We start from the raw sequence: 21,248 nt of genomic DNA, 5'->3' as shown, positions 1-21,248 counted from the left end.
CGGTAAAGCCTGCCGTTTTTTGTGCTGCCTGCCATCTTTTCTCTGCCGCTGACTGCGACGGCAAGCGGATGCCCGGTATCGTGCGCAACCGGGTCGATACCGGCTTAGAATCAGCCCCTGAACAGGGCTTTTATGCGGTCGCGGAATGGCGTTATATGAGCAATATTGCCGCAGATGACAGCAACACAGTGCGTGCACCTTCGTATGCCGTAACGGTGGTAAACAGCGGCTAAAAATGGCTGGTTGATGCATAAACACAGGATCTGGTTGGCCGGGTCGATAATCTGGTTGACTATATGGGCTCAGTCATCGTCAACGAAAGCAATGGCCGTTATTACGAATCTGCTCCGGGACGCAACTACAGCGTTGGCCTGACAGTTCCAGTAAACGCAGGCGGCTGCGCAGGTGCTTCGTGACCGCTGACTCGCTCTTTCCCTTATTTTTCAGGCATGACGTTGTTACATGCCGGGATAATTTTGCGGGACGCCGCGAATGGATCCCTGCGTTCTCGCGGGAGCCGGTGGTGCTGAGGCTGACAGGACCTTTATTTCGGCCGTGACATGGCTGGAAACCAGACGCGGCATCGCGCGCCTGGCGAGGCGGGACAGTGAACAGGCGCAGCGCTTACGCCACGCGTACCAGACCCAGGTGCTGGCGGTGTATCATGAGCGGACGCTGGCAGGATTGCACGCAACTGCGCACGGCTGTATGTGCCCCATCGACGTGCTGAAACCCATGCGTTGATTGCAGCGACGGCGATGCAGCCTGATCTGATTCTGGCGACGCGTCAGCCGAAAGACGTCAGGGAATGAGCGTGATGCTGCTCATCCCCTGGCAAGTCGCTTAACCCTTACAGGGCGTTAAGTTTTGCACGCACATCGTCACAACTGCCGGTTTCCCCCAGGCGAGGAAAAATGCGTTTAATGCTGTTTTCGTGCGTATCGCTATTTAAATCCGTCATCGCATCGACCGCTAACGTGACGTTGTAACCTAATTCGTAAGCCTGACGTGCCGTCGACTCCACGCCGATGCTGGTGGCAATACCGCAGATCACCACCTGCGTAATACCGCGTTTTTGTAGCTGATCATGAAGCGTGGTTTGATTAAACGCGCCCCAGGTGTGCTTAGTGACGGTGATATCGTTGTGTTGCGGTGTCATCGCCGGTACCAGTGTGGCCCAGTTTGCCGGTAATTCGCCCTGATGCCGGGGGGATTCGGTTCGGCCCGGTGCGCCGCCCGCGACATTCACAATCACGACAGGCAGGTCTTTTTCACGAAAGGCGGCCGCCAGGGCTGCGCAGCGTTCAATAACCGGCTGTGGCTCATGCACAACCGGCAGCGCAACAATCCCCTCTTGCAGATCGATAACAATCAGAGCGGTTTTCGCATCAAGTGTGGTTAAAGCCATGGTGAGTCCTCTGGAAACAGTATAAGAAGTATGGCGCAGGCTGATGCCGCTACGCACCGCCGGTTCGCCGCCAGTGCCCGAACAGGCGCGCCATACAGGGGGAGGCAATTATAGCGTGCCGGGCAGCGCTGAACAGGCGCGGGTCGTTTCAATTTGTAAGTCAGGCTGATTAATGGGCAAACCCGATCCGGTGCTCAGCGTCGCTCGACATAGTGAATCAGGCTGTGAAAACGCAGGCGCGTATCCAGCGGATTGCGATAACTGTGGGCCACGTCCGCGCGGAACTGAAAGGCCTCGTCCCGCTTCAGCCGCCGCCAGGTATCAGCAATGCCCAGCAACAGCTCGCCTTCCAGCACCACCACCTGCTCGATAACGCCTTTTTCATGCGCGGCAGAATCACTCTGCGCGCCTGGTGCCAGCTCAACGGCAAGCAAATCAAAGCGTAGCCGATCGTCATAAGGTAACAACGGCGTCACCGCCATCTGCGCATTGTGCTGGCGATAACGGGCCACTTCCCCTTCGGCGATGGGCAACTGATGAACAAAAAACGAGAACGGGACATTAAAGCCGGTGGCGATTTTCCACAGGGTGGCAATCGTCGGGCTGGACTCGCCGCGTTCAATTTGCCCCAGCATCGCCTTACTGACGCCTGTTTTCTCGGCGGTTAACGTAAGGCTCCAGCCATTGGCTTGCCTCAGTTGTTTCAGCGCCTCGCCAAGATAGTGATGCAAATTTTCCATATTGTCTCCTGCATAAGCGCATCAGTGTAGCACTTGTGCGTTATAGCGCACTATGCGACGATGTGCGCTATAACGCACAAGAGGAAGAGACTATGTCACTGCGCCATCCGCCGTTTCCCGTTACCCTGCCTATGGTGGTGTCAGGCTTTGTCGCCGTGCTGGTCGGCTACAGCAGCACAGGTGCGATTGTTTATCAGGCCGCCCAGGCGGCTGGTGCGCCGCCTGCGCTGATCGCAGGCTGGTTCTCCGTCATTGGCATCGCAATGGGAATCGCCTCAACGGGGCTTTCCCTGGCTTACCGCATGCCGGTGCTGGCCGCCTGGTCCACGCCGGGGGCGGCCTTGCTGGCCACCAGCCTGCCGGGCACGTCTCTCAATGAGGCCGTGGGCGTATTTGTTTTTGCCAATGTCCTGATTGTGTTATGCGGGGTCACGGGCCTGTTTGCCCGCCTGATGAATCATATCCCGGCGTCGCTGGCGGCTGCCATGCTGGCGGGCATTTTACTGCGCTTTGGCTTGCAGACGTTTAGCGACTTCGCCGTGAACTTTCCCCTCGCCGCCACGATGTGTATGAGCTGGTTACTGGCGCGCCGCTGGTTGGCCCGTTATGCCATTCTGATCACGCTTCTGGTCGGTGTTACCCTGGCGGTAGCCCAGAACAGTCTTCATTTTCCGGCGCAGGCTGCCCGTTTCAGCCTTCCTGCGCCTGTCTGGCCGTCGTTTTCACTGCACACGCTTATCGGTATTGGTCTACCCTATTTTTTAGTCACCATGGCGTCACAAAATGCGCCCGGCGTCGCCACCCTACAGGCACACGGCTATCGTCCGTCGGTGTCCGGGCTCATGAGCTGGACCGGATTACTGGCGTTGATTCTGTCGCCGTTCGGCGGATTTTCGGTGTGTGTGGCGGCCATTACGGCAGCGATTTGTATGGGCGAAGAGGTCGATCCCGATCCCCGTCGTCGCTGGATTGCCGCGGCAGTGGCCGGCGGATGTTATCTGTTGGCTGGCGTGTCCGGTGCGCTGATTGCGGTGCTGTTCAGCGCACTGCCGGCTGTAATGGTGCACGTAGTGGCGGGCCTGGCGCTGGTGACGACCCTGGGCGGCAGTCTGCAACGGGCACTGGCAGAGCCTGCTGACCGCGACAGCGCGCTGTTGGCTTTTTTAATCACGGCGTCGGGCGTGACGCTTTTAGGGATCGGGTCGGCGTTTTGGGGATTAGTGGGTGGCGTTATCGCGCATCTGTTATTAAAACGTAAAACAGCGTAACATCATCTGGGCATTGGTTATTTTCCCGGCAGCGGGCGAAAAAACCACGCATTTGACCTCTTTTTCTGCGGTTTGATTTGCCATTGCCCCACGTAAAATCACCGTAATTGACGATAACACGCGATCTTCTGCCTCAGACAACGACCGATAAGGGCCTAACAGGTGGCAAAAACTTTTCTGCGCAGCGGCAATCTGGATGCGGTTCTGGCTTTAGGTGAGAACGGCCAGCCAGTATTTACGTCCGCCCTGCAAATCCGTGAGACCCTGCGTTTGCGCCGCCAAAGCGCACTGGCAGACTGCCTGGCGATTCCGCAAACCAATGAACGTGGCGACCGGCTTGACTGGTACGCGCCTTTTTCCGGCAAAGTCAAATCCTGGATGGCCGCGAGCGATTATGAACGCCGTCAGGCGTTGCAACATCTCACTGCCTGCCAGCAGGATCTGCAAGCCATTAGCGCCCGCGCCCGCGAGGCTGCCAATCCGGCCATGCGCCTGTTTGGCGCGCTACTCGGCAAGAGCCTGCAATTCCCCAATCAGCAATATGTTTATCTGGTGAACGGTAAACCTGTCATCACCTTTTGGGGATTTGTGGATGCGCAGGAGCGCAACCGTGATGATGCACTCGCCTGCCTGCGTGAAAGCCTGGAGGAGTCGCTGCCTGCTTCGCTGGTCGAACTGCCACCCGAACCTGTTGTGCCGCCTGCGCCCGAACCGGTGGTGGTGCCCGAACCCGCCGCGGTGGTACCGCCGGTCGCAGAGGTGCCCGCACCGGAGCCGGAACCTGTACCAGAGCCTGTGCCCGCTCAGGCCGCGCGTCGTCCGGCTTTCCGTCTGTGGTATCTGATTCCGACGCTGGCCGTTGCCGCAGCGGCCGCGACGGCGGTTATCCTGCATATGCCGCAATCGGAGCCCGTCACGCCGTCCGCCCCGGTCGCCCAAAATACCGCCCCTGTTGCCGCTATCAGGCCGGCAGCCATGGTGCCGGCTGAAAAACTGGCTGACACTTTGCCGCAGAAACCGGCCGCCGTGGTAGCGGGTGCGCCAACCGCCGCCAGCGCTGCGCCTGTGCCTGCAGCGGCACCGTCTGCGACGCTTTCCAACGTGGTTGCGCCTGCGGTGCCCGCGAAACCCGACGATCTGGTGGTGACACCGGATGCCGTCCGTGATGGTCAGGTTCAGGTGATTGACGGACGCTGGCGCGTGGAGATCGAAAACATCAAAACGCCAACCGGTAAACCCCCTGTCATGCACTTCCAGTTTAACAATGGCAAGGGCAGCGTACAGATCAACCAGGGGAACACCACCTGTAAGGCCGATGTCACGGCGGCGATGACCAGCGCGGGTAACATGGTGATAGAAAGCCGCTTTACCGCCCGGTGCGCGGACAAATCGCGTTACCGTATGCCGATGTTAGTGTGTCATTCCAGCATTGGCGCCGCCGCCTGCGAAGCGCAATACACCGGGGATCGTGTGTATCCCATTACGATTAAGCGTGAGAGTAAGTAACTATGTTGGCTCCCCTGATCGATGATAAGCAAAAAATTTCTCTGATTGAGAACAGCGGCGTGCAGTTCCTGGATTTTGGTCTGCAACTCTCCGCAACCCAGGCACGCCGTCAGTTTGTGCGCCAGACCGCAAATGGCCCGTTACTGCGTCTGAATATGGACGGTAACAGCGGTAAATTTTTACTTTACCCGCAGGACGGTGGCGCACCGGAAGTCGTGCGTCCCGAAACCGATATCGCGCTGTCCGACTCCCTGACCTTACTGGAAGCCTGCTGGCTGCCGCTGCCAATGCTGCGTTGCGCCTCAGGTCGTCGCTTTATCGGCGGCCCGGAAAACTGGGCGCGCATGCGGTTAGTGGCGCTGGAGAAACCTGACAGCGCAGGCAACACGCACCGCGTTACGCTGGCGTTTGATACGCGCTGCGTGGCGGAAGAAGATGGCGGCGAACAGTTGGGACTGACGCCATCCGACGCACAGAACGGCGTTACCTTTGCCCTGGCCTGGCACAACTACGAGCTGGGGGAATTTCTTGATCACACCTGGGTAGATGGCTGGCTGCGCGAATCCTTCACCGACCGCGTGTCCGATCGCCGTGAACAGGCCATCAGCCAGGCGCTACGTGAGTTTGAATATCAGGCGCACTACCTCAACCTGCTGGAATTGCTGGGCGAGCAGCTTAACCTCACGGAGATTCACATCCAGGCCGCAACGCTGCAAACGCCAGCCGTCAACGTGGATATCATTCTTGACGTCGGCAACTCGCACACCTGCGGTATTCTGGTGGAAGACCATCCGGAAGAGAGCAACGGCCTGAAGCAGACCTACGAGCTGCAGATGCGCGATCTGTCTCAACCACATCGTGTGTATAACGAGCTGTTCGACAGTCGGCTGGAATTTGCCGAAGCGCGTTTTGGTAAAGCCAACTTTTCGCTGGAAAGCGGCCGTGAGCAGGCCTTTATGTGGCCTTCACTGACCCGCGTCGGACGCGAAGCCAGCCGGCTGGCCTTGCAGCGTGCCGGTCTGGAAGGCAGCACCGGGCTGTCCAGCCCGCGGCGTTACCTGTGGGACGAAGCCCGCTATCAGCCGGGCTGGCGCTTCAATCAGCAGAGCCCACAAGGTGAACCGCAGGCCTGCGCCGCCCCTTTCACCTCACTGATGAATGACGAAGGTCAGCCGCTGTATGCGCTGCCGCTGGATGAACGCCTGCCGGTGTTCTCCGCTCACTACAGCCGCAGTTCACTCATGACGTTTATGCTGTGTGAGCTGCTGGCCCAGGCACTGATGCAAATGAACAGCGCGGCACAGCGTCAGCGCATGCCGCAAAGCCATGCACCGCGCCAGCTGCGTCATGTGATTCTGACGCTTCCGTCCGCCATGCCAAAACCTGAACGTGAAATCTTTCGTCGTCGCATGCAGGAAGCGATTGCGCTGGTGTGGAAAGCCGAAGGCTGGCATCCGGCCGACGAGGAATTTACGGCGGAGACGCAGGCGCAAAGCAGTAAACCCGTGCCGGACGTACAGATGGAGTGGGATGAAGCCACCTGCGGTCAGATGGTGTGGCTGTTTAACGAAACCCAGGTGAACTTTGCCGGCCGCGCAGAAGACTTCTTCAGCAGCATGGCGCGTCCGGATCGTCCGCGTGAAGCCGATGAACAGCCCGGCAAGAGCCTGCGCATTGCCTCTATCGACATTGGCGGCGGCACCACCGACCTGGCGATTACCCAGTACCGTCTCGATGACGGCCAGGGCAATAACGTCAAAATTACGCCGCGTCTGCTGTTTCGTGAAGGCTTTAAGGTGGCAGGCGACGATATATTACTGGATGTGATTCAGCTGTGGGTTTTGCCGGCCCTGCAACAGAGCCTGCAGAAAGCCGGCCTGACGCTGGCCGAACCGCTGATCAACAAACTGTTTGGCCACGACAGCCGGATGGACGGTCAGGCAACGCTGCGGCAGCAAGCCACGTTGCAGGTGTTTATTCCCCTGGCGCAGGCGGTGCTTGAACGTTACGAGAACTGGGATCCGCTGGAAAGCCATGCCGAAATCAATGCGCTGTTTGGTGAGCTGGTCGATCAGCGTCCGGCAGACGCGGTGCTGGCGTTTGTTAATGGCGAAATCCAGCGTGAATTAGGCGGCAACAGCCGCTTTGACCTGCTTGAGGTGCCGCTGGTGGTCAGCATGGCGCAGCTTCACGGTGAGTTTATGCAGCATCGCATGGCGATCATTCCGGCACTGCGATCTATGTGTGAAGTGGTCTCACTGTATCAGTGTGACGTCCTGCTGCTGACCGGACGGCCCTCACGCTTCCCCGGCATTCAGGCGCTGGTGCGTCATCTGCAACCGCTGCCGGGCAGCCGCATTTTGTCGCTGGAAGGCTATCACACCAGTGACTGGTATCCGTTTAACAAACATGGTCGTATCGATAACCCGAAATCCACGGCCGCCGTGGGCGCGATGTTATGCCTGCTGGCCCTGGATTTGCGCCTGAGCAGCTTCTGGTTCCGCGCGGGCGATTTCGAGCCCTATTCCACGATCCGTTATCTCGGCATGCTGGACGAAAACCAGGCCCTGACCGATGAGAACCTGTGCTACAGCGACATCGACCTGGACGATCCCGCTTTCTCGCTGGATCGCAAAAGCAGCTTCCGGATTCGTGGCAACGTCTGTCTGGGCTTCCGCCAACTGGATAATGAACGCTGGCCCGCGTCGCCGTTGTACAGCCTGACGCTCAATGATGCCGCGCTGGCGCGCAAGGTTGCGGGTGAAAGCGTGCTGCGCGTGAAGCTGGCGGTGAAGGCCGGTCCGGATGCGCCTGGCCCCGAGACGTTGGTGTTAAGCGAAGCCCGACTGGACGATGGTACGCGCGTTCCGCTTGAACATCTGAGCCTCAAACTGAATACTCTCTCCGCCACTGGCAATGCCAATGCGCAATACTGGATTGACAGCGGGAGTGTATGTAAACGATGAGATCGGTTAAACCCCGCCAGCCGCAAACGCTGGCAAAACGCCTGAGTTTATTGCAGGACGCCCTGAATGGCAGCCTGGCATGGATTGAAAACACCCGCGAACAGTCGCCCCGTCTGGCACTGGAAGCCGAAACCCTGACCCTGCAGTTACGTCAGGCCCGTGTGCAAACGCAGGCGCTGGCGCAGCAGGTGGCCCGCCCCGTCACTTTAGCCCTGTTTGGGCAGTCTCAGGCAGGCAAAGCCTGGTTGTTAACGGAGATGGTCGCCGATGCCCAGGGACAGTTAATCACCGCGCTAAGCGACAAGCCGGTTAACTATTTTCAGCATATCAACCCGGGTAATCTTGATTTCGCCACGGCGACGCGGTTTACCCATCAGCGCGAGCCGCTGTCGTCGGAGTGGCCGGTAGAGCTGGCCCTGATGAGCGAAGCCGAGGTGCTACGCCTGGCGATTTCGTGTGGCGAAGGCGTCAGCCAGCCCGATACCGCAAACATCGACAGCGTGATACAACGTCTGCAGCGTCACCGCTTAACGACGCCACTGCCTGGCCTGGAGAGCGATGCGCTGGTCACGCTCTGGTCATGGTGCCGCCGCCATCATTTGTATGATGCACAACTGGATCGGCACTTCTGGCCTCAGGCGGTTGAACTGGCCCCGTGGCTGAGCGTCGACGATCGGGTCCAGCTGTTCTCTCTGCTCTGGCCCGCCGAACCGGCCCTGAATGAGCTGGTGCGGAGCTTGCTGCATCTGCGCCACCAACTGCGCAACAGCACACGCGTGCTGGGGCCGCTTAGCCTGTTAACCGATTCGTCTCTGCTGCCTGCCGAACAGCTTATCGTCCCGGCCAGCGAACAGGATCTCTCGCTGCACATTGAGATCTGCCCGTTAAACGGAAACCGCCTGGCCAAGCCGCAACATGTGGCGCTGGGATTACTGGCGCTGCTGACGCTGGAGGTGACGATTCCGCTCAGCTCCACGCCGCGCACCGCGATCTATGACGAAGCGGACATGCTGGAGCTGCCTGCACCCGGTACGCCGAGTGATGCGGCGCTGCGGGAAGAACGCCAGCGCCTGCAGCAGCAGGATGCGCTGCGCGCACGGCTGCTGGAGCACAAACGTACACTGCTCCCCGGCATCTATGCCGCCCGCCAGGGCATCGATTTGCTGCTGATCTGCACCGCCGCCAGCCAGCGTCAGGATGTGGATATCGCCAGCCGCGCCCTGCGCGAATGGCAACGCCTTCAGCCAAAAAACGACGCGGGTGAAAAACCGCGTCTGATTTGGGCGATCACGCCTTATGATGCGCGCCATAAGCAGGTGAATGTGGATGAGGCGGTACAGCGTCAGGTCGGCCAGCCGGGTCAGCAATGGGGTTCCATGCTGGCACTGGATCGCGCCGGTGTGGATCGCATGTCCGAATGGTTACAGGATGAGATGCAGCCAGAGGCACGCCGCGATCAGCTTATCGCGCAACTGGCGCAGATTCAGCACATGGTCGTTGAACGTCGGCTACAGCCCTGGACCGAAGCCGGTGCGTCGCCCGATCAGGCGGCGCGCAAGCAGAACATCGCGGATACCTTGTTGAAATGCCTGCAACATCGCACCGGTTTGCATGGAGAACTGCTGGAGCGGTTGCAGCCTTCCCGTGAAGCCCTGCGTCAGCTGTGGCTGAATCAGTCGGGCTCATCCGTTCCTGCCGCCACCACCAGTATTCAGGCACCGGAGAACCAGTTTGGTATCGGTTTTGAGTTCGACCTGTTCAGCGATGCTGAAATTGAACAGCCCGCGCCTCAGCAGTCCAGCTTTGGCCAGGGCCTGACTCAGTTCCCGCGCCAGGTCTTCAGCCTGTGGCTGAACCATCTGCGCCAGTTGCCGGAAAATCAGAGCCTGCTCACGCTGCTGAATATCGACAAAGCCACGATGGAATGGTTAATAGAAGAACTGATCACCGCCAGTTTCCGCACCGGTATCCTGCAGTCGCTGCAAACCGCCCTGCATGAACCGGACGCGCAGAGCATGTCGCATGAGTCGCGCGCCGATCGTCAGGTGACGCGTGCCATGACGGTATTGGGGGATTTCGTCGCGTGGCTGGGCTTCCTGCAGCGTCCGGAAGCGGAACGTCCGGCCAGCCGGGTTAACCGTGGCCAGTCGATCTTCTCACGTCCGCCTGCGCCGAGTGTGAATTTCAGCGCCGGTCAGCGACTGACAAAACTGTCGGCTACGCCAGCAAACCACACGGCGTACTACATATATGACTGGCTGGTGGGCCTGAACACGGTCATTATCGAAAACAACGGCTATACCGGTGGGGGCGACCTGCCGGTCAGCGCGCGCGAAGCGCTAGCCGACCTGCTCAAACCGCTGCGTAACTAAGCGTATATCAGGCGCAGTTCGCCACTCAGCGACTGCGCCGCCTCTTCCAGCAACGCCAGAACCGGGGCCAGATCCGCATCGTGCCGATCGGCATTCAGCAGATAAATCTCCGCCGGCAGGGCCATGCCACCTGTCAGCCAGTCCCAGAGCGCGTCCAGGTTATTGCCGAAGTCGCCGTAACAGTTGCTTTGCGCGGCAAACTGCCGGTAAAAGGCATCGCGATCCGCCAGCTCACCGAGATCAAACCGTAGACGCAACATCGTTACTGCACCGGCTTAAAACTGCGATAGTGGTCAGTGGAAAGAAACACCAGCCCGTCTGACGAATACACGAGGCGATCCGCCTCACGATGGCCGCAGCGGTAGTTCACATCCGCCTCATACCACTGCCGGTCGGAACGTTCAGGTAGCTTTCTTTCGCGGTTGGAAAAGCGATCGCCGCCAATCGCCCGGCCCGGCAGCACGTCACACAGATTGCCCTTCGCAGGATTCCAGCCCAGACGGCGGGCCTGCTTCTTTGTGATGTAGTAATCGGGCAACTGCTGATGCTGTAGCACCCAGCGGGCGACGGTTCGCACATCCGTTAAGGCGGCGATGTCTGCAGCAGAGGTTTTGGCAGGTGCAGACGTCAGATAGGGTCGCAGACCTATCCAGGAGAGGATAAGGATGAGGACTAATCCTAACCACAGTTTTTTTGACATGATGACATCCCTGGAAAACAGGATGCAGATAATAGCAGTTTTCTCAGCGGATAAAACAGCGCGGGCCAGATGACCTGGCCCTGGCGGGGTTTACTGCATTGCAGCCTGCGACGGCACACTGTGACGGCGCCACGCACCCGGAGCAACACCATACTGACGCTTGAAGCTGCGGTTGAACGACTGCTGCGAGTCAAAGCCCAGCGAAATGGCTACGTTCAGGATAGGTTCGTTGGTGCTGGTCAGGCGATCCGCTGATTTTTTTAATTTTTTCATACGGATATATTCACCCAGTGGATAGCCTGTGTGCTCTTTAAACATCCGTTGCAGGTGCCATTTTGAGTAGCCCGCGCGCTCAGAAACCGTATCGAGATCGAGGCGTGCTTCAATATTGTTGTCAATCCAGTTAATCAGATCGTGAATAAAAGCGTTACTCATCATTTGTCTTCTCCGGTCGCGACAGCGAACAGTATTAGTATCAGTTGCAGTTACACTTAAAGCGTGACTGACAATGCCATTTAATGCAAGTTTAATTAATACATTAAATGCCGCACATTTTATGGGGACTTACCTCATGCCCTGTCAGGCTGGATGCTGGCCGATAAATCATCGCTCATCAGACCGCACATAAAGTGTATCAGTTATTCTTGCAGTTCTCAGACACACAAGCCTACACTCCTCGCGATAAATTGCAACCATAGAAGTTGCAAATATTGGCCTGCGGGCTTTACTTCACTGTTCATCGCGGAATCACAACAATGATAAGCAACTGGGTTCGTCAGGGAGTTACCCTGCTGGGGATGGGACTGGTCATCAGTCAGTTAAGTGGATGTGACAAGGGTCAGGCGAACAGCGCCCCACCGCCGCCGCCCGAGGTGAGTGCGGCTGTGGTGGTGACAAAACCGGTCAGTCAGTGGGACAGCTTTAATGGCCGCATAGAAACGGTTGAAAGCGTCCAACTGCGTCCACGGGTTTCAGGCTACATCACCACGGTTAATTACCATGAAGGGGATGAGGTGAAAAAGGGCCAGGTCCTGTTCACCATTGACGACCGTAGCTACCGCACCGCACTGGATCAGGCGAGAGCCTCGCTGGCGCGTGCGCGGAGTCAGGCCAGCCTGACCCGCAGTGAATCGGCGCGCACAGAAAAACTGCTCGGTACTCAGGCGGTATCACGTGAGATGTGGGAGCAGCGACGCGCCAGCGCCAGCCAGGCGCAGGCCGATGTGCAGGCCGCCGAGTCGGCTGTGGCCATGGCCCAATTGAATCTGGATTTTACCCGCGTCACGGCGCCCATTGACGGCCGCGCTAGCCGGGCCATGATCACCGCAGGAAACCTGGTAACCGCCGGGGACAGCGCCAGCGTTCTGACGACGCTGGTTTCACAAGACAAGATGGTGGTCTATTTCGACGTCGATGAAACTACCTTCCTGCACTACCAGGCCATGGCGCGTCAGGGCCAGCAACGTCATGCCCTGCCCGTCGAGATTGCGCTGGCAGGCGAACAGGGTTACCCGCACCGGGGTAACGTCGACTTCCTGGATAACCAACTCAACGCCAGCACCGGCACCATTCGCATGCGTGCGCAGCTGGATAACCATCAGCGTATCTTTACGCCTGGCCTCTTTGCGCGCGTTCGCCTGCCGGGTCGTGCAACCTTCAACGCCCTGTTAATTGACGATAAAGCCGTGCTGACCGACCAGGATCGCAAATATGTTTATATCGTTGATGCTCAGGGGAAAGCGCAGCGCTGCGACATTAAGCCTGGTGCCATGGCTGACGGACTGCGTATCGTCGAGGCCGGTTTGCAGGCGGGCGACCGGGTCATCGTTGCCGGACTGCAAAAAGTGTTTATGCCCGGAATGCCGGTGACGGCCAAAACTGTCGATATGGCCGCTACCGCCGCTCAATAACCCGAGGTTGATATGGATTTTTCCCGCTTTTTTATTGATCGGCCAATCTTTGCCGCCGTGCTGTCGGTATTGATTTTCATGACCGGCCTGATCGCCATACCGTTATTGCCCATCAGTGAGTATCCCGACGTGGTGCCGCCGAGCGTGCAGGTGCGCGCCGAATACCCCGGCGCGAACCCAAAGGTCATTGCCGATTCCGTGGCGACCCCGCTGGAAGAAGCGATTAACGGCGTCGAAAACATGATGTACATGAAGTCCGTCGCCGGTTCGGATGGCGTGCTGGTGACCACCGTCACGTTTCGTCCCGGCACCGATCCGGACCAGGCGCAGGTTCAGGTACAAAACCGTGTCGCTCAGGCGGAAGCGCGACTGCCTGAAGACGTGCGCCGGCTGGGCATTACGACGCAAAAAATGTCGCCTACGCTGACCTTAGTGGTGCATCTGTTTTCGCCGGGCAGTACCTATGATTCTCTTTACCTGCGTAATTACGCCACGCTGAAAGTGAAAGACGAACTGGCCCGCCTGCCAGGCGTCGGGCAGATCCAGATCTTTGGTGCAGGCGAATATGCCATGCGCGTCTGGCTGGATCCCAACAAGGTGGCCGCACGCGGCCTGACCGCCGCCGACGTCGTCAGCGCAATGCAGGAGCAGAACGTGCAGGTTTCTGCCGGGCAGCTTGGTGCGGAACCGCTGAAAAAGCAGAGCGATTTTTTGCTGTCGATCAACATGCAGGGCCGGCTCGAAAATGAGCAGCAGTTCGGCGATATCATTTTAAAAACCGCTGAGGACGGCTCGCTGGTGCGGCTGCGCGATGTGGCACGCATCGAAATGGGTGCGGGCAGCTATGCGTTGCGTTCGCAGCTGAACAATAAAGATGCCGTCGGCATTGGTATTTTTCAGGCCCCCGGGGCCAACGCGATCGATCTTTCCAATGCGGTGCGAGCCAAAATGGATGAGCTGGCCACCCGCTTTCCTGACGATGTAAAATGGGCAGCGCCCTACGATCCCACTGTGTTTGTGCGCGACTCCATCAAGGCCGTGGTCCAGACTCTGCTGGAGGCAGTCTTTCTGGTCGTGCTGGTGGTGATTCTGTTCCTGCAAACCTGGCGGGCCTCGATCATTCCGCTGCTGGCGGTCCCTGTTTCCGTAGTGGGCACGTTCAGCGTGCTTTACCTGCTCGGTTTCTCGCTTAACACCCTGAGCCTGTTCGGTCTGGTGCTGGCCATCGGTATCGTGGTGGATGATGCCATCGTGGTGGTGGAAAACGTTGAGCGCAATATTGAGATGGGTCTGTCACCCAAAGCGGCGGCGCATCAGGCTATGCGCGAAGTATCGGGGCCGATTATCGCTATCGCTCTCGTGCTCTGTGCCGTGTTCGTGCCGATGGCGTTTCTGTCGGGCGTCACCGGTCAGTTTTACAAGCAGTTTGCCACCACCATTGCCATTTCGACCGTCATCTCTGCCATCAACTCGCTGACCTTATCGCCTGCGCTGGCAGCGATGTTGCTGAAGGATCACCAGGCCGCCAAAGACAGGCCCACGCGCCTGATCGACTGGCTGTTTGGCTGGATTTTCCGCCCGTTTAACCGTTTCTTTCACCGCACGGCCCATGGCTACGAGTCGATGGTAGCGAAAACCCTGCGGCGGCGCGGCGCGGTATTTGGCGTGTATCTGGTGTTACTGGCGGGCGCCGGCTGGATGTTCCATGCCGTACCGGGCGGATTTATCCCCACGCAGGATAAGCTTTACCTGATTGGCGGCGTGAAAATGCCGGAAGGATCGTCGCTGGCGCGCACGGATGAGGTCATCCGGCAGATGAGCGAAATCGGTCTGCAAACGGAAGGCGTGGCCTATGCGGTTGCCTTCCCGGGCCTGAATGCGCTGCAGTTTACCAATACGCCGAACAGCGGCACGGTGTTTTTCGGCCTGAAACCTTTCAGTGAACGTAAGCGCACGGCGGCGGAGATTAACGCGGACATCAATGCAAAAATCGCCCGTATCCAGCAGGGGTTTGGCTTCTCCATTATGCCGCCACCGATTCTGGGTCTGGGCCAGGGTTCGGGCTATTCGCTTTATGTACAGGATCGGGCCGGATTGGGCTATGGCGCACTGCAAACCGCGATTAATACACTCTCCGGCGCGGTAATGCAGACGCCAGGCATGCACTTCCCCATCTCGTCTTATCAGGCCAACGTACCGCAACTGGATGTGCAGGTTGACCGTGATAAGGCCAAGGCACAGGGCGTGGCGCTGACGGATTTGTTCAGTACGCTGCAAACCTACCTGGGGTCGTCCTATGTTAATGACTTTAACCGCTTTGGCCGGACCTGGCGGGTGATGGCACAGGCAGATGGCGAATTTCGTGACAGCGTGGAGGACATTGCCAACCTGCGTACCCGCAACGATCGTGGCGAGATGGTGCCCATCGGCAGCATGGTGCATATCACCACCACTTACGGGCCCGATCCGGTTATTCGTTACAACGGCTATCCGGCGGCGGACCTGATCGGTGATGCGGACCCTCGGGTACTGTCCTCCGCCCAGGCGATGCGCCAGCTTGAGGCGATGTCCGGCCAGCTGTTGCCGAACGGCATGAACATCGAATGGACCGACCTCAGCTACCAGCAGGCGACGCAGGGCAATACCGCGCTAATTGTTTTCCCGGTGGCGGTGTTACTGGCCTTCCTGGTGCTGGCCGCGCTGTATGAGAGCTGGACGTTACCGCTGGCGGTGATCCTGATTGTGCCGGTTACCATGCTGTCGGCCCTGCTGGGCGTGTGGTTAACAGGTGGAGACAACAACGTCTTTGTGCAGGTCGGTCTGGTGGTGCTGATGGGCCTGGCCTGTAAGAACGCCATTCTGATTGTGGAGTTTGCGCGCGAACTGGAGATGCAGGGTAAAGGGATTGTCGACGCCGCGCTTGAGGCCTGTCGGTTACGTCTGCGCCCTATCGTGATGACCTCTATCGCCTTTATCGCCGGAACTATTCCGTTGATTCTGGGGGAAGGCGCAGGCGCGGAAGTCCGCGGCGTGACGGGCGTCACGGTGTTCTCCGGTATGTTAGGCGTGACGCTGTTTGGCCTGTTTTTAACGCCGGTGTTTTATGTGGCGCTGCGTAAGCTGGTGACGCGTAACGCCGCGCGCCCGGTTACGGAACACGCGCAGTAATGCGTGTGCCCCGACGATCCTGCGGACGTCGGGGCACTGCCTCTCAACGTCAGTATATACAACGCCTGACCCGTGCCCTGGCGGAGCCGGTTAGCATTTATTTTATTTAAAAGGCGTTGTGCGAGCGCGGACGGGATAACTGAGTACGGGTGTTCGTCAGAGACAGACAGAGAGGACGTGACGGTGAAACCTGCCGATGATGAATGCAACACCCTCGCACGTGATGGTCGTCAGTTTACATAAGACGTAAAAAAAGCCGCATCAGCGGCTTTTTTTGCAGTCGGTATCCGGTTCCGTCACCTCAGGCTCAGGCACGGCGGTGCAGTTGCTGGTGTCGTGGGTTTTCAGCTCATTTAACGCGTCGGCGACGGTGCGCTTCGCGAGTACCGCCAGTGATGCCTGCTCGGCTTCCTCGGCAATCGATTTAAAATACCAGCACAGGTTGGCGCTGACCAGGCAACGCGGTGCCACATCCGGGCGAGCCGCCCAGAGTTTTTTATCATCTGTCACAGAGACATAAATATCACGCAGCGTGATTTCAGCTGCGGGTCTGCCCAAATGAATGGAACCCGTACGACCCAGCGTGGACACGATAATGCCATCACGGGTTAATGGGACCATTAACTTACGTATAAAGCTCGGGTTTGCTTCAAGCCCGTAAGCGAGAATCGCGCTGGTAGAGCGTTTTCCCATTTGCTCCGCCACCGCCACACTCAGAACCATTTGCAAAGCTGTCGGGAAGCGATAATCAAGCATCTTTGTATCCTGAATTGCGGTGCATTCTTGTTGTTATATAGCCGCCTAAGTGAACCAACAAACAGGGATGAATATAACAAACACTGTCACTTTTTAGAAGCAACCCACCCGCCACAAGGCACATATTCCCCACCCGGAAGCCCGCGACCGCACAAGGTGCTTATTTGCCCAGCGGTAGCGGACAGCATTAGCGCACAGATGGCGCTGGCGCTGGAAGCCGCTTTTTCAGTGCCACCACCAGCAGCAGATTTATCACTGCCAGTGTGCACAGTAACCACAGCGTGGCTTTGGGCCCCAACGTCGCAAACACATAGCCCACGCCTAACGGCGTTACCGCCTGCCCCATTAACGCCGGACGCGCCATCCGGCCTGCCAGTACCGCGTACGCTTCAGGTTTTACCATCATCAGCGGCAAAGTGCCGCGCACAATGGCGCGTAAGCCGTTTCCCGCACCGTAAAAGATCATACTTAACAGGGCCAGTTGCGGAAACAGCGCCAGCAACAACAACCCCAGCGCCACCAGCCCCACCGAAAAAAAAGTGGTCCAGATGGGATGGCCCCCTTTAAAGGCCATATCAATGAGACGGGATGCCACCTGGCACGGCCCCAGCAGCGTACTGATTGCCAGCGCCGCCGCCATGCTGTAACCACTGGCCTGCAACAGGGTAATAAGCTGCACCGAAATGGCCGTCATAATCACCGAGGCCAGCGTGAAAATGGCGCACAACAGGTAAAACAAGACTGCGGGCAAATCCGGCGCTGTGCCGGGTGCGCTTTTACGTTTGACGGGTGAGATAAGATGGCCTTTGGGCAAAGCATAAAAATAGGCCGGTAAGACGCTGACCAGCAACAGCGCGGCGATGGCGAAACACGCGCCCCGCCAGTTAAGCCAGTGAATAAGCAGCGCGGTGGCAGGCCAGACCACGCTGGTACAAAAACCGGAAATCAGGGTTATGCCGGTAATGGCGCTGCGTGCCTGCCCACCATAGCGGGTGCCCAGCGTCGCAAACAGCGCATCATACAGCCCCATCGCCATGCCGATACCGATGATGACCCAAGCCAGTAAAAACACCGGTAAGTGATGGCTGAATCCCATAAGGGTAAGCCCTGCCGCCATCACGATGCCATTGAGTGCCAGCATCAGGCGACCGCCCGTGCGTGCAATAAGGTGGCCACAGCGCGGAGCGAGCAACCCAGACACTAAAATGCCCAGCGATAACGCGCCGTAAACCCACTGTTGCGACCATCCGGTTTCTGCTACAACAGGCGCGGCCATGACCGCCATCAGATAAAACGAACCGCCCCAGGAGAGGATCTGAACCAGGCCCAGCGTGACAATTTGCTTGACACCCGGCTTTTTAATCACGTCCATGTTGAGGATCCGTTAGCAAACAAAGTATTTTTATAACATGTTCAGCTAAAAGGAAAAATGCCGCCGTTGGCTTTACCGCTTTTTTACGCCCCCAACGGTCCGGTTACCAACGCGCCCCAGCGGGATTTCTTCTCCCTGTGGTGGTAGAGCACACGCAGCTAAGGCGATAAGGACATTCAAAATGTGCTGTTGCCCTGCCGCACAGTTAATCGCCCGGCAGGGTGTGAAAAAATCAGCAACCAAAATGAAAAAGGCATGTCCCGCTCAGGCCTGAGCCGAAGCGGGACGCGCGGCGTGATGTCGTTGCCCGACTGAACCGGCTTGTGCGTTCCGTTAGCACCGGTGGTGAATTCGGCTATTCTGACTCATGGCCTGACAGGACACGGCATAAACAGGAAGATGCCAGGCCGGGCTGGAAAGCCACGCAAGGAGTAAAAGGCTGAATGCACCGCCTTTCAGATATCGACGAACCGGACTTATTAACCCCTATCCAGGAAGCAACGATGGCCCCTTCTCTGCCCCTGCTCGATGCGCAGGATGTCACCTTTTCACACGGCGGCAGACAGCTATTGCAGCCGGTCTCTTTACAGCTGTCGCCGGGCGACGTTGTCGTGCTCACCGGTGCCTCCGGCAGTGGCAAAAGTACCTTCCTGAAGATCCTTGCCTCTCTGTTAACGCCAACGACCGGAGAGATCCGCTTTCAGGGCCGCGATATCGCCACGCTCAGGGCCGAGGAATACCGTCAGCAGGTCTCGTACTGTTTTCAGACGCCACAGCTTTTCGGTCAGACGGTTTATGACAACCTTGCCCTGCCCTGGCAACTTCGCCGCCAGACGCCGCCACAGGCAAAACTTAAGGCGGCGCTGGAGAGTGTTAATCTCTCGCCGGATATGCTGAATGCTGCGATTGAGCCCCTCTCTGGCGGCGAAAAGCAGCGCATTGGGCTGCTGCGCCATCTGCAGTTTGTGCCGGCCGTGCTGTTACTTGACGAAGTGACCAGCGCGCTTGATGAAGAAAACAGCCTGACGGTACAGTCGCTGATCAGGCGGCTTGTCGCAGAACACCCGATGGCCGTCGTCTGGATAAGTCACGATGTTAACGACATACAGCAGGCAGAGCATGTGCTTCGCCTCACGTCACCTGACAGGGAGAAGATGAATGCATCAGACAACAATAAGTGACAACTCGCTACTGTTGTCGCTGGTTCTGGTCCTGATTGCGTTGCTTATCAGCCAGAAAGAGAAGCTTGGCATGAGCAAAGATATTCTGTGGAGCGTCAGCCGTGCGATCGTTCAACTGGCCATCGTAGGCTATGTCCTCAAGTCGGTCTTTGATGTGAATAACGGCGGGCTGACCGTGCTGATGGTGCTGTTTATCTGCGTCAATGCGGCGCTTAATGCCCGTAAGCGCAGCCGTAACATCGGTAATGCCTTTGTGATTTCGTTCGTTGCGATCGCGAGTGGCACCGCCATTACGCTGACCATTCTGGTCATGAGCGGTGCAATCGCCTTTCTGCCTATGCAGGTCATTCCGGTTTCCGGCATGATTGCCGGCAATGCCATGGTTGCTGTGGGGCTGTGTTACAGCAACCTGAACCAGCGCTTCAGCGACAATGCCCAAAAAATTCAGGAGATGCTGAGCCTTGGCGCGCCAGTCAAACTGGCCTCGCAGCGAATCCTTGCCGACAGCATTCGCGCCGCGATGATCCCCACCGTTGATGCCGCCAAAACTGTTGGTCTGGTGAGTTTACCCGGCATGATGTCCGGGCTGATCTTTGCGGGTGTTGACCCACTTAAGGCGATTAAGTACCAGATTATGGTTACGTTTATGCTGCTTGGCACAGCCAGTTTATCGACCATCATCGCCGTCTATTTGTCGTATCGTCGTTTTTTCACGGCCCGATCGCAGTTGAAAGCCTTAGCGAAGTGATGTTTCAGGCACCACGTCACGTTACCGACGCGGTGTGTTCTTCACTCATGGGTGGGGTTAACGGTCAGGCACTGACTGAACGAGATCCCCCCTGTTTGTGAGGGAGAAAATGCGCGTTGCCGCTGACATATCATGCCCGCCTGAGGATACCCTGCGCTTACCGCTGTGGTGTTTTTGGCAGCCGCAAGGCGGGCCTCTTTCTTGAGAACGTGTTTCCACTCATTCAGCGGGCTGAACAGATGAACGCGGCGAATGACGATTAAGGTTTTATTAATCTTGCGCGGGGAAAATGGCCCTTGTCCTCTTTACCACAGAGCCCACGCGCTGATGAATACTTTGCTGGAAACCTATAATCAGGATCTGTTCCTTACCATTAATGCCCTTCCCGGCACGCCCGGCTGGCTCATCGATTTTGCGACATTCAGCGCAGAGTATCTGATCTTTCTGCTGCCGCTTATGCTGCTGATTTACTGGTTTACAGGTGGGCGCGCAGAACGCGAAACCGCCCTGTTTGCCATCGTAACGGCCATCACAGGGCTGACACTGAATTTTCTCTGTTCAGCATTCTATTTTCATCCGCGCCCTTTTATGATTCGGCTGGGTCATCTGTGGATCGATCACGCTGCGGATACGTCATTTCCCAGCGACCACGGCACGCTGTTTTTCAGTATCACGCTGGCATTATGGGCCAGGGGTAACTGGGGCTCCGGTGGCATTCTCACGCTCGTCTCACTGCTGGTTGCCTGGTCACGCATCTTTCTCGGGGTTCACTTCCCACTGGATATGGCAGGCGCGCTCGGTGTAGCGGCCGTAGCCGTGATCATCGTAACCCTGTTCTGGCGCAAAAAAGGCGAAACGCTGCTGTCATGTTGCGAAGCCGTATCAATATGTTTATTCAGCCTGCTCCCGGAACGGATTTATCAGTTGTTCAGCCGACATTCGTAATCCTGCGCCGCTTAACCCCGGTGCCTGAAGGCGGCGAGAGCGCCCGCCAGGCACCGAATAACCTTTTTTGGTTTTGTCACCGTAGGTGACCAGCCGCTTCCCGCCGGTTCTGTCTACGCTGGTGACGATGGTAATGCACCCTGTCCCGCGTGGAGCTGTCACTCGCTTTTTTCTGGTGGGCCCCATCGCACCCTGTGCTATCTTCGCC

General features: G+C 57.8%; 17 protein-coding genes and 1 pseudogene. 11 read left to right on the top strand and 7 right to left on the bottom strand.

All coding sequences use genetic code 11. From position 1 onward, the window contains the following. Window positions 1-53: 53 nt before the first annotated feature. Together RAC90_RS04705 and RAC90_RS04700 are read left to right on the top strand one after the other, a co-directional pair. Window positions 54-416 (top strand): annotated as a pseudogene (locus RAC90_RS04705) (TonB-dependent siderophore receptor); the annotation flags it as partial. Window positions 417-492: 76 nt separating this feature from the next. Continuing rightward, window positions 493-744, top strand: a complete 252-nt coding sequence (locus RAC90_RS04700; RefSeq protein WP_375092507.1) for a hypothetical protein — start codon at window positions 493-495, stop codon at window positions 742-744. Window positions 745-850: 106 nt separating this feature from the next. Here RAC90_RS04700 and RAC90_RS04695 read toward each other — a convergent pair whose 3' ends face one another. After that, window positions 851-1,408 (bottom strand): isochorismatase family protein, encoded by a 558-nt coding sequence (locus RAC90_RS04695; RefSeq protein ID WP_039340433.1) that lies wholly within the window; start codon window positions 1,406-1,408, stop codon window positions 851-853. A 194-nt stretch (window positions 1,409-1,602) separates the two neighbouring features. Then, entirely contained in the window at window positions 1,603-2,148 is a 546-nt protein-coding gene (locus RAC90_RS04690; RefSeq protein ID WP_033741332.1) for a helix-turn-helix domain-containing protein, read from the bottom strand. A gap of 92 nt (window positions 2,149-2,240) precedes the next feature. Here RAC90_RS04690 and RAC90_RS04685 point away from each other — a divergent pair, with 92 nt between their 5' ends. The 4 genes from RAC90_RS04685 (at window position 2,241) to RAC90_RS04670 (ending at window position 10,260) form a co-directional block, all read left to right on the top strand. Continuing rightward, a complete protein-coding gene (locus tag RAC90_RS04685) occupies window positions 2,241-3,416 on the top strand; it encodes a benzoate/H(+) symporter BenE family transporter (RefSeq protein WP_054687768.1) in 1,176 nt (391 codons plus the stop codon). A gap of 162 nt (window positions 3,417-3,578) precedes the next feature. Next, window positions 3,579-4,922: an SrfA family protein gene (locus tag RAC90_RS04680; protein WP_375124024.1), complete on the top strand. Its 1,344-nt coding sequence runs from the start codon at window positions 3,579-3,581 to the stop codon at window positions 4,920-4,922. Window positions 4,923-4,924: 2 nt separating this feature from the next. Next, window positions 4,925-7,888 carry a virulence factor SrfB gene (locus tag RAC90_RS04675; protein WP_039340438.1) on the top strand — a complete coding sequence of 988 codons (2,964 nt, stop codon included), beginning with the start codon at window positions 4,925-4,927 and terminating at the stop codon, window positions 7,886-7,888. Next, window positions 7,885-10,260 carry a virulence factor SrfC family protein gene (locus tag RAC90_RS04670; RefSeq protein WP_375124023.1) on the top strand — a complete coding sequence of 792 codons (2,376 nt, stop codon included), beginning with the start codon at window positions 7,885-7,887 and terminating at the stop codon, window positions 10,258-10,260. The genes RAC90_RS04675 and RAC90_RS04670 overlap by 4 nt, the downstream gene beginning before the upstream one ends. Here the strand turns inward: RAC90_RS04670 and RAC90_RS04665 are convergent. From RAC90_RS04665 to RAC90_RS04655, 3 genes are all read right to left on the bottom strand, one after another. Further along, on the bottom strand, window positions 10,257-10,520 hold the full coding sequence (locus RAC90_RS04665; protein WP_205951839.1) for a barstar family protein: 264 nt from the start codon (window positions 10,518-10,520) through the stop codon (window positions 10,257-10,259). The two genes, RAC90_RS04670 and RAC90_RS04665, sit on opposite strands and share 4 nt — an antisense overlap. A gap of 2 nt (window positions 10,521-10,522) precedes the next feature. After that, the gene (locus RAC90_RS04660) at window positions 10,523-10,960 is read right to left on the bottom strand and encodes a ribonuclease domain-containing protein (protein WP_006119088.1); all 438 of its coding nucleotides are present in this window, start codon (window positions 10,958-10,960) and stop codon (window positions 10,523-10,525) included. Between the two features lie 90 nt (window positions 10,961-11,050). Next, a complete protein-coding gene (locus tag RAC90_RS04655; protein ID WP_006119087.1) occupies window positions 11,051-11,398 on the bottom strand; it encodes a helix-turn-helix domain-containing protein in 348 nt (115 codons plus the stop codon). Window positions 11,399-11,757: 359 nt separating this feature from the next. Between RAC90_RS04655 and RAC90_RS04650 the strand changes: the two genes are divergently transcribed. Continuing rightward, a complete protein-coding gene (locus RAC90_RS04650) occupies window positions 11,758-12,870 on the top strand; it encodes an efflux RND transporter periplasmic adaptor subunit (protein ID WP_375124060.1) in 1,113 nt (370 codons plus the stop codon). Window positions 12,871-12,882: 12 nt separating this feature from the next. Continuing rightward, complete coding sequence (gene oqxB, locus RAC90_RS04645) at window positions 12,883-16,038, top strand: multidrug efflux RND transporter permease subunit OqxB (protein WP_058701955.1); 3,156 nt, start codon at window positions 12,883-12,885, stop codon at window positions 16,036-16,038. Window positions 16,039-16,299: 261 nt separating this feature from the next. On the opposite strand, the gene RAC90_RS04640 is transcribed toward oqxB, so the two are convergent. Continuing rightward, complete coding sequence (locus RAC90_RS04640) at window positions 16,300-16,794, bottom strand: Rrf2 family transcriptional regulator (protein ID WP_006119082.1); 495 nt, start codon at window positions 16,792-16,794, stop codon at window positions 16,300-16,302. Between the two features lie 187 nt (window positions 16,795-16,981). Then, complete coding sequence (locus RAC90_RS04635) at window positions 16,982-18,166, bottom strand: MFS transporter (RefSeq protein WP_375124022.1); 1,185 nt, start codon at window positions 18,164-18,166, stop codon at window positions 16,982-16,984. Window positions 18,167-18,669: 503 nt separating this feature from the next. Here RAC90_RS04635 and RAC90_RS04630 point away from each other — a divergent pair. The 3 genes from RAC90_RS04630 to RAC90_RS04620 all read left to right on the top strand — a co-directional run bounded on the left by RAC90_RS04630 (window position 18,670) and on the right by RAC90_RS04620 (window position 21,040). Next, a complete protein-coding gene (locus RAC90_RS04630) occupies window positions 18,670-19,347 on the top strand; it encodes an ATP-binding cassette domain-containing protein (protein ID WP_044241999.1) in 678 nt (225 codons plus the stop codon). Then, entirely contained in the window at window positions 19,325-20,095 is a 771-nt protein-coding gene (gene fetB, locus RAC90_RS04625) for an iron export ABC transporter permease subunit FetB (RefSeq protein WP_375124021.1), read from the top strand. Before RAC90_RS04630 ends, fetB begins: the two co-directional genes overlap by 23 nt. 327 nt (window positions 20,096-20,422) lie before the next feature. Further along, a complete protein-coding gene (locus RAC90_RS04620; protein ID WP_162285673.1) occupies window positions 20,423-21,040 on the top strand; it encodes an undecaprenyl-diphosphatase in 618 nt (205 codons plus the stop codon). Window positions 21,041-21,248 lie beyond the last annotated feature (208 nt).

The sequence above is a fragment of the Pantoea sp. CS_6 genome (assembly GCF_041954745.1).
Classification (GTDB): domain Bacteria; phylum Pseudomonadota; class Gammaproteobacteria; order Enterobacterales; family Enterobacteriaceae; genus Pantoea; species Pantoea stewartii.
This window is presented reverse-complemented; position numbering and strand designations above follow the sequence as displayed.